13 protein-coding genes are annotated in these 15,487 nt (G+C 59.0%); all 13 read right to left on the bottom strand.

The window, feature by feature from the left end:
• Nucleotides 1-50 precede the first annotated feature (50 nt).
• Nucleotides 51-563 (bottom strand): CinA family protein, encoded by a 513-nt coding sequence (locus tag H2O65_RS06895; protein WP_259349478.1) that lies wholly within the window; start codon nt 561-563, stop codon nt 51-53.
• The gene (locus tag H2O65_RS06900; RefSeq protein WP_182141022.1) at nt 556-1,071 is read right to left on the bottom strand and encodes a regulatory protein RecX; all 516 of its coding nucleotides are present in this window, start codon (nt 1,069-1,071) and stop codon (nt 556-558) included. The genes H2O65_RS06895 and H2O65_RS06900 overlap by 8 nt, the downstream gene beginning before the upstream one ends.
• Nucleotides 1,049-2,125: a recombinase RecA gene (gene recA / locus H2O65_RS06905; RefSeq protein ID WP_182141023.1), complete on the bottom strand. Its 1,077-nt coding sequence runs from the start codon at nt 2,123-2,125 to the stop codon at nt 1,049-1,051. The genes H2O65_RS06900 and recA overlap by 23 nt, the downstream gene beginning before the upstream one ends.
• Before the next feature lie 212 nt (nt 2,126-2,337).
• A complete protein-coding gene (locus H2O65_RS06910; protein ID WP_182141024.1) occupies nt 2,338-2,559 on the bottom strand; it encodes a DUF3046 domain-containing protein in 222 nt (73 codons plus the stop codon).
• On the bottom strand, nt 2,556-2,876 hold the full coding sequence (locus tag H2O65_RS06915) for a helix-turn-helix domain-containing protein (protein ID WP_182142712.1): 321 nt from the start codon (nt 2,874-2,876) through the stop codon (nt 2,556-2,558). Before H2O65_RS06915 ends, H2O65_RS06910 begins: the two co-directional genes overlap by 4 nt.
• 294 nt (nt 2,877-3,170) lie before the next feature.
• Nucleotides 3,171-4,088 carry a hypothetical protein gene (locus tag H2O65_RS06920; protein WP_182141025.1) on the bottom strand — a complete coding sequence of 306 codons (918 nt, stop codon included), beginning with the start codon at nt 4,086-4,088 and terminating at the stop codon, nt 3,171-3,173.
• Nucleotides 4,089-4,564: 476 nt separating this feature from the next.
• On the bottom strand, nt 4,565-5,179 hold the full coding sequence (pgsA, locus tag H2O65_RS06925; RefSeq protein WP_182141026.1) for a CDP-diacylglycerol--glycerol-3-phosphate 3-phosphatidyltransferase: 615 nt from the start codon (nt 5,177-5,179) through the stop codon (nt 4,565-4,567).
• 42 nt (nt 5,180-5,221) lie between these two features.
• Entirely contained in the window at nt 5,222-8,029 is a 2,808-nt protein-coding gene (locus H2O65_RS06930; protein WP_182141027.1) for a DNA translocase FtsK, read from the bottom strand.
• Nucleotides 8,030-8,087: 58 nt separating this feature from the next.
• Entirely contained in the window at nt 8,088-9,167 is a 1,080-nt protein-coding gene (locus tag H2O65_RS06935; protein WP_182141028.1) for a PfkB family carbohydrate kinase, read from the bottom strand.
• Entirely contained in the window at nt 9,164-10,855 is a 1,692-nt protein-coding gene (locus tag H2O65_RS06940; RefSeq protein WP_182141029.1) for a ribonuclease J, read from the bottom strand. Before H2O65_RS06940 ends, H2O65_RS06935 begins: the two co-directional genes overlap by 4 nt.
• 53 nt (nt 10,856-10,908) lie before the next feature.
• Nucleotides 10,909-11,508, bottom strand: coding sequence for a GNAT family N-acetyltransferase (locus tag H2O65_RS06945; RefSeq protein ID WP_182141030.1), 600 nt, complete (start codon nt 11,506-11,508; stop codon nt 10,909-10,911).
• Nucleotides 11,501-12,853 (bottom strand): pitrilysin family protein, encoded by a 1,353-nt coding sequence (locus tag H2O65_RS06950; RefSeq protein ID WP_182141031.1) that lies wholly within the window; start codon nt 12,851-12,853, stop codon nt 11,501-11,503. Before H2O65_RS06950 ends, H2O65_RS06945 begins: the two co-directional genes overlap by 8 nt.
• Before the next feature lie 144 nt (nt 12,854-12,997).
• Nucleotides 12,998-15,331, bottom strand: a complete 2,334-nt coding sequence (locus tag H2O65_RS06955; RefSeq protein ID WP_182141032.1) for a polyribonucleotide nucleotidyltransferase — start codon at nt 15,329-15,331, stop codon at nt 12,998-13,000.
• Nucleotides 15,332-15,487 lie beyond the last annotated feature (156 nt).

Below are 15,487 nucleotides of genomic sequence, written 5' to 3' on the forward strand. Positions count from 1 at the left end.
CGGTCCGGCGACCATCCCAAGAACGCCATCGCAAACACCTGCGAGTCTGATCAGGTTGAAGAGTGAGTCCCACGTTCATCAACTTCGCACTCCACTACCTCTCCAAGAAGAGTAAGAGCCTCTGCCACGGTGGCTGAGCGCACCGCTGATCTGCCACCCGAAAGTTTCAGCTCGCGTACCGCGCTATGCGAAGGGCCGGCGACAGCGATATAGACCAGCCCTTCCGGCCCGTCCTCAGAGTCGCCGGGACCGGCAACCCCGGTGGTTGCCAACCCGTAGTCTGCACGGCAAAGTTCGCGTACACCTGCCGCCATCTGCCGTGCGACCTCTGCTGTAACTGGGCCGCGCCTAGCGAGGAGGTCCTTATCAACACCAAGAAGTGAGCTTTTCAAATCTGTTGCATATGCGACAATGCCGCCTCGCACAACCTCACTTGCGCCAGGCATGTCTATCAGCCTGGCGCACAGGTCACCGCCGGTTAGCGATTCAGCGGTTGCAACAGTCCACTCGTTACTCTTTAGAACACCTGCAATTGTCTCAACGAGGCTCTTGCGTTCACTCAAACGACACCTCAGCTCCCTGCGCAAGCTCATCTTCAAGCTGCTGACACACATTCAAGATGACCCCCGTCGAGAAGCCTCGACGGGCTAGGAATGACGATAGCCGCCTCTGCCACGTTTCGCGATCAAGTGAAGAGATCTTGCTGGTCGGACTATGTTTCCTAGCCGCAGCCAGCGCCCGAGCCAGCTCTTCATCTTCATCTATCTGCTCTAAGAGCGCTTCGCTGATTTGCGACGTGATACCCTTCTGCGCCATCTTCCTAGCTAGACCCCGCCGTCCCAAACCTCGGTTTGATCGCGCCAATAAAACCGCAAACCGCTCGTCGTCCAAGTATCCGTAGCCTTGCAGCTTCCCCAGTGTCTCGTGAACCTCTGCTTCATCAAAACCGCGGCTAAGCAGCTTCTGTTCCATCTCGAAGCAGGAATGATCCCTGACGCCGAGGACGCGCAAGGCCACGTCCATGCTGCTTCCAGCTGCGGCTGCTCCCTTATTCGAAGTCTGGCTCTTCACTTACAGCCGCCTCTGCTTCAGCAACAGGTTCACCAATGCCTAAAGCTGCAAGGATCTTTGCCTCAATCTCATCTGCAAGGTCAGGATTATCGACCAAGAATTGGCGAACGTTCTCTTTGCCTTGCCCCAATTGGTCATTGTCGTAGGTGAACCACGATCCTGACTTTCGCACGATCCCCGCTTCAACGCCCATATCTATGATCGAGCCTTCACGCGAGACACCCTTGCCATAAATGATGTCGAACTCTGCCTGCTTGAACGGAGGAGCCATCTTGTTCTTGACGATCTTCGCGCGGGTGCGGTTGCCGACAGGGGCTCCCGCTTCCTTCAGAGTCTCGATGCGTCGAACGTCGATACGCACTGAAGAATAGAACTTGAGCGCCTTTCCACCAGTGGTGGTCTCTGGGGAGCCAAAGAAGACTCCGATCTTTTCGCGGAGCTGATTGATAAAGATTGCTGTCGTACCGGTCGCAGATAATGCACCAGTAATCTTTCGAAGCGCCTGGCTCATCAAACGTGCCTGGAGGCCCACGTGAGAATCACCCATCTCACCCTCAATTTCTGCCTTAGGTACCAGGGCAGCAACTGAGTCAATGACGATAATGTCAATGCCGCCCGAGCGGATGAGCATGTCAGTAATTTCGAGTGCCTGCTCCCCCGTGTCCGGCTGGGAGACGAGGAGGTTATCCGTGTCAACACCAAGTGCACGGGCATAGATCGGGTCGAGCGCATGCTCTGCGTCGATAAAGGCAGCATTGCCGCCGCCACGTTGAGCGCTTGCAACTGCGTGTAGTGCGACAGTTGTCTTCCCTGAGGATTCAGGACCGTAGATCTCGACAACCCGGCCTCGCGGGAGCCCGCCGATCCCAAGTGCCACATCAAGTGCCAACGACCCAGTGGGAATGACCTTGACTGGTGGGCGCGCATCATCACCTAGACGCATCACCGACCCCTTGCCGAACTGGCGATCAATCTGACTGAGTGCCAGGTCCAGCGCCTTATCCCGATCGCCTCCTGGGGCTATGGTTACTTTCGAGTTGGCTGCACGCGCCATAAGTCTTCCCTTCGTCAACAGCCTCTCCGGCTGAGTTACATGCTGGTCTTTGGATTCAGGAACCCTCACCGAGACCTGATACGCAACGATATGCCCGACCACCGACATAATCGGGTCGGTGATTTCCAAGCTGTGGAAAACGCCGACCCGCGCTACCTGGGGATAACCTTACTCGAACATGCGTTCGATTCAAGTTCGACACGCGTCCGCGCTTACCTCTTCTTGACGGGGCGTCGGTGGACCCAGCGGGCGTCCTCGCCCATCCCAGTCTCATCAATCAAGGCATGCCATATGACGTCGTGCTTGGTACCTCTCTCGAGTGCTTCCTCAGCGGTTTCGCCCAGCTTTGACAAGTGCAGATCGTGAGCAAGAGAACGCCCTAGAGCGGTTCCAAAAACCTGCTCTAGGGCGTTCCAAAACTCGGATTTATTCACCTGTTAGAAACCAGAGAACCTGCGAGCAGGTCATCCGGAACAGTATCGGGCACAGTGGCCGTATCGAGAACCATCATGCGGTCTGCGACCTCGCGAAGCACGAACCAAAGTGGAACTCCCAGAGCGGAGCAAATCGACTCGAGTAGTTCGGAGGAAGCTTCCTTCTGTCCGCGCTCTACCTCACTCAAATAGCCGAGGGAGACTTGCGCTTGAGAGGAAACCTCACGCAACGTACGCTCTTGCAAGGTGCGAAGCGAACGCAATACATCGCCCAACTCGCTTCGCAATAGTGGTGGCTTTGCGGAAATGACACTCATCATCCCGCTACTGTAGCTCGTCTTGACTCCAGGACGGATAACCTGTCCGTTGCGAGCGCCTGCCCGGGGGCGTGACGGCACGCCCGGCGGGCGGCGAAGTTGATTTTCAGTGTTCATGCACACTAGAACGATGTTCGGCCATGGATTATTGCGTTATCCGCATCACATGCAGACGCCCCGCCCACCCCGAGCCAGACAGGACTTAGCGCGCCCACTAGGCTCACATAACAGTGTCATGTCCAGTGAAGTCGGGCCAACCCGGCTCGCTACGGTGTCGCGGTAAAGCTTGAGCACTTAGGAGCGGCGGTGCTTAGCGAATAGTTCAAGACTGGGCGGCTCCCAAAGGAGCCCGTGTGCCGAGTGGGTCCTTACTCCGAGTGCACCTAGCCTCTGTGTCAGGTAGTTGACTAGGCCCTCAACATCTCTTGCTTGTTGATAGGTGATGTTCACAATGTGCCACCCTAAGTCTTCGAGGTCCTGCTGTCGCTTCACGGCAGCTGCAGCGACCTGGTGTGCCGGGGACTCAACACCCGGGTCACTCGCATCCAACACAGCAAGTGCGCGGCCAAACCCGTGGATTCTCTTGTCTCGACCTGCGCGTAAGTCACACAGTTCGTTGCGGAGATCCTGCTTTATGTGAGCCGCTTGAGCCTGTGAACATTCCAGCTCCCACCTGTCAAAACGGGAGTGATAACGAAGTAGCACACTTACGTCGTGGAAAGCCTGAAGCGGATGGGCTGATCTAACGAGGTCAAGAACCAGGATTGGAAGCGGACTTATCGGCAGTCCACGCTTCGTGAACAATGATGTGTCCAGGGAGTCGGCGAAGACGTCGGTCTGTTTGATCCGGGTCTCGGAAACCGTTGTACTACCGACGTGCATGGCCCACATGCCGGTCTTAGTCCCCGAGCGCACCTTGCGGCGTACGCTGACGTCCGGGTTATTCCACCAGGGATCCAGTCCGAGGACGACCAACGCAGACTCACCTGTAAATGCAAAGCCCTCGGAACCAAAGGCGCGAGCGTTGAGAGCAAGCAATCTCGCTTCGGCAACGCGGGCCCGTACGCTCCAAGATGCAGGGTCCGCCGCAAGCTTGTCGACACCGATATAGACTCCCCGGTCTACGCGCAGAAGGCGCTCTTCAGTTACGCGGCGCGGTCCAACACGCACACCATTGGCATTGAGAACCAGATCGCTTGCAGATAGGAACATCCTCCAAGAATGACGCAGTGGATGCTCCCGACGGCGGAGCAGATTGTCATCTCTGTGGAAAACGCCCGAATCGCAGCACTGTGGAGACTGACGCCGACTGCAACGGTCTAGGAGGTCTTGGCGCTCGCTGTGCCGATGACGGCCGAATTTCCCGAGAGGCCTTTGCGTATTCAGAGGTCCGCCAGGATTCTTGCGTCTTGAGAGTCTCGCCACGATTAGCGAGCCACATCGGTCATAGCGAGCCCGCCTGGCCCCACAAACGATCTAATACGGTGTTATGCAAGCCGGGCTGGCTCCCTAAGACCCAGACGGCGCGCTATGGCCAGGACGGCTCGCTGTTTTTCGTCGACCGGGCGGGTTGGGGGTCGGGAAGTGGGATCGGGTAGGTAGGCCTGCGCGCCGCCACGTAGGAAGGCCGGCAGCCTTCCGGACGCTTGGAGCGCATCGCGGGACGCGCAACCCGAGCCTTTTGTCCCCTACGCCTCATCCCCGTTCTGCTTCTTCATGGCGTGTGCCGCCACGACCGCGTACTGCACCCCGGACCACACCGTTACCACCAGCGCTGCCAGGGCGATTATCCAAATCACGATGAGGAGCAGCTGCAGAATCAGTGCATTTGAGAACGCATCCCAGGGGACGATCAACATCATGATCAACACCATCTGCAAGACGGTCTTGAGCTTCCCACCAGATGACGCCGCCACGATGGTGCCCCGTCTGCGTAGCACCTCCCGCAGGATCGTAATCCCAATCTCTCTCACAGCAACAATGATGGTAAACCACCAGGTCAGGTCGCCAAGGACTGACAGAGCAATGAACGCGCCCAGGGTGAGGAACTTGTCTGCCAGCGGATCGGCAAGCTTCCCAAAGTTAGTAATGATGTTGTGCTTACGCGCAATCTCACCATCGAGATGATCCGTGTACGCAGCAATCGCAAATACGGCCAGCGCCCACCAGCGTGATCCCGTCGTGTTCTCAAGCAAGAGCCACAAAAAGACAGGGACAAGCACAAGGCGGAGGACCGTCAGCGCATTGGGTACGTTCACCGCAGAAGGAGCCTTGTTCTCCCCTTTTCCTTCACCACCGGACATAATGATGCACCCCTAATCCCTGACTCAAAAGCTCCGCGATCCTCATGATATGCCACTTCCGCCACTGAACTCTGGAGTGATACGGATCGGCTTCGTTGCAGCCTCAGCAAACGCCCCCGTGCCCGGACCTTCCCGCTCATCACGGTATGCACTGCCGCGCTCAACCGCGTGCGACCGGAGTGCATCTTCATCGCTCCACCGCGGAGACAGTTCGGTGACTTCCTCGACTGCCGCTCCCTCGTCATCCCAGTCGTCCCCAGCTTGCGAACCGGCATTGCCATCATCAGCAGTAGTATCCGGCAGACTCTGTGCTTCCCCACGAAGAAGTGCGAGGACGGAAGGCAGTTCCTCGGGAGCCACCAGCACCTCCCGGGCCTTGGAGCCCTGCGAAGGTCCAACGACGTCGCGTGATTCAAGCAGGTCCATCAGACGGCCAGCACGTGCAAACCCAATCCGCAGCTTCCTCTGTAGCATTGAAGTCGACCCCAGCTGGGTGTTAACCACAAGTTCTGCAGCCGACAGGAGGTCATTGAGGTCATCGCCGATGTCGTCCGCAACCTTCGCGGTGCTCTGCTGAGTCATCACGGTTTCGTCATACTGAGGGTCTGCTTGGGTGCGGCAGTACTCCACGGCAGCGCTTATCTCATCCTCATCCACCCACGCGCCCTGAACGCGCATCGGCTTAGCAGCTCCCGCCGGCAGATAGAGAGCATCACCCTGCCCAATCAGCTTCTCTGCTCCCGGCTGATCGAGGATTACTCGCGAGTCCGCAAGTGCGGAGGTTGCGAAGGCAAGCCTCGAGGGAACATTTGCTTTGATGAGGCCCGTAACAACATCAACTGAAGGCCTTTGTGTGGCGAGCACCAGGTGAATGCCAGCAGCCCGCGCCAGCTGGGTGATCCTCTGAACTGAGGACTCAACATCGCGCGGTGCAATCATCATCAGGTCCGCCAGCTCATCTACGACCACCAAAAGATATGGGTACGGTTTCAGGCGACGCTTGGATCCGGGCGGAGGACTAACCCTTCCTTCACGGATGGCGGCGTTGAAGTCGTCAATGTGTTTGAACCCGTACTCCGCAAGATCGTCATAGCGTGCATCCATCTCCCGAACCACCCATTCAAGGGCTTCGGAAGCCTTCTTCGGGTTGGTGATAATGGGTGTCACCAGGTGTGGAATGCCTTCGTAAATCGATAGTTCCACACGTTTAGGATCGATCAGAATCAGTTTGACTTGGTCGGGGGTCGCCCTCATCAAAATGGAGACAATCATCGAGTTGATGAATGAAGATTTGCCGGACCCAGTTTGCCCCGCCACCAAGAGGTGCGGGGTGCGGGCAAGGTTCGTAACGACGTAACCGCCCTCGACGTCCTTTCCAACACCGACGAGCAGAGGGTGATGGTTCTTCTGGGCTTGTCCGCAGCGTAGAACATCGCCGAGGACGACCGTCTCTCGATCTGTGTTGGGAATCTCTACGCCGATCGCAGACTTACCGGGAATCGGAGCAAGTATCCGCACGTCCGCACTGGCAACAGCATAGGAAATATTTCCTGCGAGGGCGGTGATCCGATCGACCTTCACCCCGGATCCAAGAGTCACCTCGTAGCGGGTCACTGTTGGCCCCCGCGAGAACCCTGATACATGAGCATCCACGCTAAACTCATCAAGGACGCCCTGCAGGGTCTCTATCACCTGATCATTGACAGCCGAGCGTGTTTTATGGGGCCTTCCACGCTTGAGTAGATTCGGCATGGGCAACTTGTACTCACGCGCTGGCTGAGGCGGTTCAAGCCACTCATCATCCGTTCGCGGGACATCTGTGACGTCGAGGGCGACGGTGGCACGCTCATCCTGCGGGGAACGCGGGTCCACAGCGGTCTGGTCGAAGGCTGGCGCGGACTGCACGAGCGTCATATCCTCTTCCCCCGTGATGGGAAGTGGGAAAGAGTCATCGAGCGGATCGAGAGGATCAAACGAGTCTCTCTCGGTTTGGGCGACCTCGGCTTCCAGGTCGTAAAGCGCTTCCCCAGTCCGGGCGCCCCGCCCGATTCGTTTGCTGCGATTCTGCGTGACTCTGTTGTCTTCCAGCCACTGATCGCCGTCGGTCGCGAGGACGACTGCCTCTTCCTCACTCTGGCCACTACCCTGCCTGCTGCGGCGGATACGCCCCCCCAGGTCCTTCGCTCGCGGCGCGACCTCACGTAGCGGAGTCTTGGTTCCCAGAAGCACCGAGTAGATCAGCAGGAGGACCAGTAGAATTCCCGCGACGACCGGCGAAAGAAGACGTGCCATGGGAGACGCGATAAACCAACCCAGCACCCCGCCGGCTGCCTCAATTGCGGGGAAGTCGGCGATGGGAGGGTTGCCACGGAAAAGCTGCACCAAACCGGTCAGGGATGCCACGACACCCAGGGTTCCAGCAGCGCGGTATGGCAACATCTCAATGTTGCGACGACGCCGGAAAAGCGCGGCCCCGCAGAGGGCCAAAACGACTGGAACCAGGACCGCGAAGACACCGACAGCCCCAGCGACACCATGGTGAATGGCTGAACCAAGGGTTCCCGCAACGCCAAACCACTCCCGGACAGCAACAACCACGGCCAGCGCAACAAGAATGAATCCAAGCCCGTCACGCTTCATCTGTGGGTCAACTGCGCGCCATGAGGCAGCCAATGAGGATCCCATCCTCGCCAGAGCACCCGGTGTCTTCTGGCTCTCATCTTCATCAGTGACAGCTGCGCGCGGCGTCCTAGAGGATCCTCCCCCCTTTCGGGTTGAGGATCCGGGGCTGGCAGCTGTTGCTCCCTGCTTCGAAGGCCCGTTTGAACGGGTTTTCTTTGATGTAGCCATAACAAATTGACGCTACAAGAATCACGTGGGTGAACCCCTGCGGCGCGCCGCCTCTCCCCTACTCAGCGTCCATTATGCCAACGACCGCCGGGGTCGCTCGGGTCGGAACAATGTCGTGATGTCCGGCCTCAATCAATGCATCCACATCCTCGAGTGTGGGAACCGGGAATGCCGTGGAGTGGTTAATCTCAACCGTCGCTGCCGCGTTAGCACGGAGACAAGCTTGCACCAGCGTGTTTCCAGCCAGGAGTGAAGCACACATTACTGCCACGTGTATGTCGCCCACGCCCGTTGTGTCGACGGGGGTCGCGGTGAAGGCCGGGATAGCGGTTACCCGCGTCCCACAGTCTTCTATCACCTCACACCCCAGGGGACCCATCCTCCGAACAATGCTCGCAGTTGGCCGCAAAACGCCCTGGAACCACTCACCTGTTGTGTGAGGTTTGAGGTTCAGCGTGAAGACTGCGGCCTCCCTGATGTTCATGGTGACAATGTCGGCCAAACCCAAAACTTCCAACCAAACCTCTGTGGAAACCAGTGCGACAGCAGGAGAAGCGGCCACAACCAGTGTCACGCCTTCAGGGAGGCTCTTGAGCCATGTGATGATCGACTGGGCGCCTGCCTCTGAGACGAGGTCGGCCCCACTGACATGAACGACGTCACCCGGTTCCACATGGACGCGTTCAAGCAGCTCCTGGGAGGACTCTGCTTCAACACCGGGCGCCACCACCTGCGCCATCTTGCCGTCCTCTTCGACCATGGTGACTGCGACACCAATGTCTCCAACGAGGGCGGTCTCAAAGGTCTCGATACCTGCACTGAGCAGGCTCCTGCGGATGGAGTGCGAGTTCGGCCCGGTTCCCAGTGGTGAGGCCAAGAAGGTTGCCACCTCTTGAGCACGCGCACCGGCGGCCACAATGTACCCACCACCGGGCGAAGAAACCGCCCGGCTCGCCCGCACCTGATCCCCCTCTGAGGGAACTTGCTGCACATTAAGCGTCACAGCGAGGTGTACGGCAGCTGTCGTGATGAATCTGTGGCGTGAGCGCAACGATTCTTTAGGCGCGGTATGCCTCAGGTACCCGGAGAACTGCCGTCCCTGGTCATCGACGAATCCGTACGGTCCGCTTCCTCTCACTGCTGCACCACAATCGGGACGATCACGGGGCGCCGACGCAGCCGACGCGCAACCCAGCGACCCAACGTGCGCCGCAGCGTTTGCTGCAATTTGTGGGTAGATACATTCCCGGGAGCAGCCGCATCCTTGAGGGCCTTTACCAGTTCGGGACGGATCTCATCAAAGATCTCGTCCTCCTCAGCAACTCCGACCGCCCGTACCACAGGGTCGGACAGCACCATTCCCGATTCTTTGTCGACAACCGCATAGACGGTGACCAAACCTTCTGAGCCGAGGACTATCCTCTCGGCCAACTCATCTTCCGACAGGTCGCCGATTGATGAACCATCAACGTAGACCAGTTCATTAGGAACGACTCCCGCAATGCGAGCACGTCCGTCCTCGAGATCAACAACCACTCCGCCCTCGGCCAACACCACGTTATCCGGGTCAACGCCGGTCCTCACAGCAAGTTGCCCATTGGCGACCAGGTGGCGGATTTCGCCGTGAACGGGCATGACGTTCTTGGGCTGGATGATGTTGTAGCAGTACAGCAACTCCCCCGCGGAGGCATGTCCAGAGACATGCACTTTCGCATTCCCCTGGTGAACAACCTTGGCACCCAGCCCTGTCAGATCATTGATAACCCGATAGATCGAGCTTTCGTTACCCGGAATCAAACTCGAAGCAAACACAACGGTGTCGCCGGGTCCCACCTCAATACTGTTGTGGTCGCCCCGGGCAATTCTCCCGAGAGCAGCCATCGGTTCACCCTGGGATCCTGTCACCATGTAGACGCGCTCACGGCGCGGGATGCTATTCATTTCAGACAGCGGGACCACGATGTTCTCTCCCGTGTCCAGATACCCCAAATCCGCGGCAATGCGCATATTCCGTTCCATTGAACGTCCAACGAACACGACCTTGCGGCCGGTCTGCGCAGCCGCTTGGAGGACCTGCTGCACCCGATGAATGTGGGAGGCGAAGGACGCAACAATGACGGCACCGGAAGTCTCAGCAAATGCCCGCTCTAGCGCCGGCGCGATCTCGATTTCGGAAGTTACGAACCCGGGTACTTCAGCATTCGTCGAATCGACGAGGAACAGGTCCACGCCCTCGGCCCCGAACCGTCCAAATGACCGAAGGTCGGTGAGGCGGCCGTCTATGGGGAGCTGATCCATCTTGAAGTCACCGGTAGCAAGAACTGTCCCGGCAGCCGTGCGAACGAACACTGCAAGTGCGTCAGGAATCGAGTGGTTTACCGAGACGAACTCAACGTCAAATGGCTTCAGCGCAACGCTTTCGCCCTCGGCGACAACGTGGAGGTTCTTGGTCGGGAGGCGGTGCTCAGCAAGCTTCGCTTCAACCAGCGCCAAGGTAAGTCGGGAGCCATAGATGGGAATGTCTGAACGCAACTTCAGGAGGTAGGGAACCGCGCCAATGTGGTCTTCATGCCCGTGGGTCAGTACGAGGGCGGTAACGTCCTGGAGCCGGTCCGCAATGTAGCCGAAGTCCGGCAGAATCAGGTCAACTCCGGGCTGGTGCTCAGAGGGAAAAAGCACCCCGCAATCGATGAGGAGGATTTTCCCCTTAGTTTCCAGAACCGTCATGTTGCGGCCAACTTCGCCGAGTCCCCCCAGGGGGACCACTCGCAACACATTCTTGCCCACGGGGCCCGGTTCGGAAAGGTTCTCGTAAAGATTGTTCATACCCACAGCTTGCCACGTCCGCGACACTTACCGCGCCACCAACTCCTGGCGGCCTAGTCAGCAAGCGCAGCGAACCAGAGGTGCTCCACAACCTCACCCACACCGGTATCGACACTTCGCCGAAGACCAACCGGGGCGAATCCTGCCTTCTCAAAGAAGCGAACGCGCGCCTCATCATCACCGACAATCCAAATCACCAATCCGGGGCATCCAGATGGCCGAAGAGAATCTGCGATAGCGGCCAACAGTCGGGAGCCGTGACCACTACGTCGACTCTCCGCCTCAACCTCGAATGCCAAGATCTGCGCCGAGGAGGTGGGAACGTCAAATGGTAAGCCAGGAACTGAGGCAGGCCCGCTCCCGCCGACCTCGTCCGAAGCGGTGCCCGTGACGTAGGCGGCAAAGCCAACAACTTCCTCACCGTTGCGTGCAACAAGGACCCCGCGGCTCGCATCACCCTCCTGACTGATCGTGGTGGACCAGATTTCTTCAATGTCATCAACCGAGAGTTGGGAAGCGACCCGATCTCTGTACTGCTGCCCCACGACATTGACAACCGAGTCCACAAGGGATGCAACCTGGATCGACGCTACGGCTCCAGCATCCTGCGACGTAGCGCTGCGTACTGTCAGGGGAGGTGTTCGCTCAGTCATTGGAACTCACAATCGCACTGGCACTGTTGGTTTCTAGCATCAGGCGGGCCACCGCCTGAACGTCCTCGCCGTGAACGGCATCAATCCGGGCGAGGGCGTCTGATACAGAGGTAAGTTCGCCGACCAACTCTGCGCGGGCCAACCGTGACATTCGTGAGCCGGTGTCCTCAAGATTCAAGGTCACACCACCCCTGATCTGCCCTTTCGACCTCGACAACTCCTTATCGGATGGGCCTTTTTCGGCGAGCTTCTCAAGTTCTCCCCACATGACCTTCTGCACTTCGGAGAGATTGCGCGGAGCGCACCCCGCATACATGGCGAAGCTTCCCGAATCCGAATAGGCCGAGGAGAAGGCATAGGTCGAGTACGCAAGGCCCCTCTTCTCACGGATCTCCTGGAAGAGACGCGAGGACATTCCACCGCCGAGTAGGTTCAGTGCCACACCGCTGGCCGGACCGACAGGATCCAGTGCTGCGAGCCATGGGCCCCCCACAATGACGTGAGCCTGCTCGATGTCACGCTTGAGGACGAGGTGCCGCTCGTGATCTGTGCTTGCGGCGGGTCCCGGCTTGCTCGGAGTGCGCCTTCTGGGCAGGTTGTTGGTTGCCAGTTGCTCTGACCACGGCGAACCAGCAAGCGCGGCCTGGAGACGGTCTGCCAGCTCGTCATGATCAACTGCGCCGGCAACGCTGACGATCAAGTCGTCGGTACCATACTTGCGATGGTAGAGGTCACGGATCTTGCCCGGATCCATTGCCTCCACCGACTGGCGCGTTCCACCAATGGGGCGGCCCAGTTGTGACCCGCCGTAGATTGCCCGCGCGAAGGCCTCGCCGACAACATCGGGAGGGGAATCCTCTCCCATTGCGAGCTCATCGAGAATCACGCCCCGTTCGACCTCGACGTCGTGATCAGAGATAACCGAATCGGTGACCATGTCCGTGAGAACCGGCAGAAGAGCAGGGAGGTCATCGGCAACCATGTGGGCCCAGTAGTATGTGGCTTCCTTGGTCGTCGCCGCATTTGATTCCGCACCGACAGCGTCGAATGCTTCGGCAATATCGAACGAACTCCGCACGTGTGTGCCCTTGAAGAGGAGGTGCTCCAGGAAGTGGCTGATTCCGCCCTCGCCCGGTCCCTCATCTCGGGAGCCAACTGCCACCCACATACCGAGCGATGCCGACAGGGCGCCGGGGATTGCCTCGGTGATGAGGCGCACCCCGCCCGGCAGAATCGACCGGCGTATTTCGAGGCCGGAGTCGTCGATAACGGACGTTGCACTGTTGGGACCCAGCGGGAGTGGAGTCGGAGTGGCTGGATCGACATACCTTGGTAGTGAGGGCAAAGTACAGCTTTCTATGACGGTGGCTTAGGGAACCTGCTGGTGCGAACGACACCCCGGCACTGCGCCCGAATATTCGGGGTCTCTCGTGCCGGGGTGTCGCGTTCAGTCTACCGCTTCGCGGCGACTGGTTGTGGAAGGAAGGACTTAGCCTTCCTGTCCCTTGTTGTCATTGCGGCTGCGGCGGCTACGCTGACGGGGACGACGAGGGCGATCATCGCCCTTGTCGGCCTCTTCGGACTTTGCGTCACCCTCAACTGCCTCACCCTGCTCGTCCTCAACAACTGCGTGCAGGGACAGCTTGCCGCGATCATCGATTTCGGCAATCTGTACTTCGACCTTCTGGCCCACCTGCAGGACGTCCTCGACGTTCTCAACACGCTTACCACCAACCAGGCGACGGATCTGCGAGATGTGCAGCAGGCCATCCTTACCCGGGCTCAGTGAGACGAAGGCTCCGAACGAGGTCGTCTTGACGACCGTTCCAATGAACCGCTCCCCAACCTCTGGCATCTGCGGGTTGGCGATCTGATTGACGAGGGCGCGAGCGGCCTCTGCGGCCTCGCCTGAAGAGGCACCGATGTAAACGGTTCCGTCGTCCTCGATCGTCAGGTCGGCTCCGGTGTCTTCCTGGATCTGGTTGATCATCTTGCCCTTCGGGCCGATGACTTCGCCGATCTTGTCAACGGGAACCTTCACCGTGATGATGCGCGGTGCAGTCATCGCCATCTCATCCGGGTGATCGATTGCCTGGCTCATGACATCCAAGATTGCGAGGCGCGCGTCGCGGGCCTGGCCGAGGGCGGACTTCAGAAGATCCGAATCGATCCCGTCCAACTTGGTGTCCAACTGCAGTGCGGTGATGAACTCGGAAGTACCCGCAACCTTGAAGTCCATGTCGCCGAAGCCATCTTCAGCGCCGAGGATATCGGTCAGGGTGACCGCGCGGCTCTCGCCATCAACGATCCCGGTCATCAGACCCATTGCAATACCGGCAACCGGTGCGCGCAACGGAACGCCAGCCTGCATCATCGACAGTGTCGAAGCGCAAACGGAGCCCATCGAGGTGGAGCCATTGGAGCCAAGGGCCTCAGAGACCTGACGGATCGCGTAGGGGAAGTCCTCACGCGACGGCAAGACTGGGCGCAGGGCGCGCTCGGCAAGGTCACCGTGGCCGATCTCGCGGCGCTTCGGGGAACCAACACGACCGGTCTCACCAGTTGAGAAAGGTGGGAAGTTGTACTGGTGCATGTAGCGCTTGTGCGTCTGCGGGCTGAGGTTGTCCAGCTGCTGCTCCATGCGCAACATCGCCAGGGTGGTGACACCAAGAATCTGGGTCTCACCACGCTCAAACAGCGCGGAACCGTGAACGCGAGGAAGAACCTCAACCTCGGCTCCCAGAGAGCGAATCTCGGTTGGTGTCCGGCCGTCCATGCGCACGCCATCACGGAGGGTGCGGTTGCGAATGGTTTCCTTCTCAAGGCTGCGGAAAGCGGCCTTGAGGGCCTTCTCCGAATCGGGGAACTGGGTGAGACCAGCAGCGATTGCCTCCGCCTTGACGGCGTCCACAGCATCCATGCGAGCGAGCTTGCCCTCGGTCAGCAGGGCCTGAGCGAGCTTGTCACCGACAGCATTCTTGACCGCAGCGAACTCTTCATCGGTGTAGTCGAAGAACAGTGGGAAGTCCGCGGTTTCCTTTGAAGCCTGGTTTGCAACTTCAATCTGTGCTTCACACAGAACACGCAGGAAAGGCTTGGCAGCTTCGAGGCCGCCTGCCACTACGTCCTCGGTCGGCTTCTGCGCGCCAGCCTGGATGAGTTCCCACTGGTTGTCGCCGCCACCGGCCTCGACCATCATGATGGCGATGTCGGAGGTGCCGTCCTCTTTCTCAACGATGCGCCCGGATACCACCATGTTGAACACGGAGTTTTCCAGTTCGGAGTAGCGAGGGAAAGCGACCCACTGGCCGTCAATAAGAGCCAAACGGGTTCCTGCGATGGGACCGGAGAACGGTAGGCCCGCAATCTGGGTCGACATGGAGGCCGCGTTGATCGCGAGGACGTCGTATGCGTCATCGGGGTTGACGGAAAGAACGGTCTCGACAACCTGAACCTCGTTGCGCAGACCCTTCACGAAGCCGGGACGCAGGGGCCGGTCGATCAGACGGCAGGCGAGAATCGCTTCGGTGCCGGGACGGCCTTCGCGGCGGAAGAACGAACCGGGGATCTTGCCAATCGCGTACTGGCGTTCCTCAACGTCAACCGTCAACGGGAAGAAGTCAAACTGGTCCTTAGGGGTCTTGCCAGCAGTTGTCGCCGACAGGACCGTCGTTTCCTCATCCAGGTAGGCAACGGCTGAGCCTGCTGCCTGCAGGGCGAGACGACCGGTTTCAAAGCGCACGGTGCGCTTGCCGAAACGGCCGTTATCAATAATTGCTTCTGCCGAAACCACTTTGCGTGGTGTCAGTGTCACTTCGGACATGGTTTCCTTTTCATTTGGAGTCCACTGCCGTCGGCCTTCGATCGAAGCCCACGGAACCATCTGCTCCGTAAGCCACTGTCGAAAACCGCGTCTAGCAGTGGTTACTCAGTTTTTCTCTTAAGTTAGTGTTTCGGCCCGACTCCACAGTGGAACCGG

Origin of the sequence: Schaalia sp. JY-X169 (assembly GCF_014069575.1) — a bacterium.
GTDB lineage: Bacteria > Actinomycetota > Actinomycetes > Actinomycetales > Actinomycetaceae > Scrofimicrobium.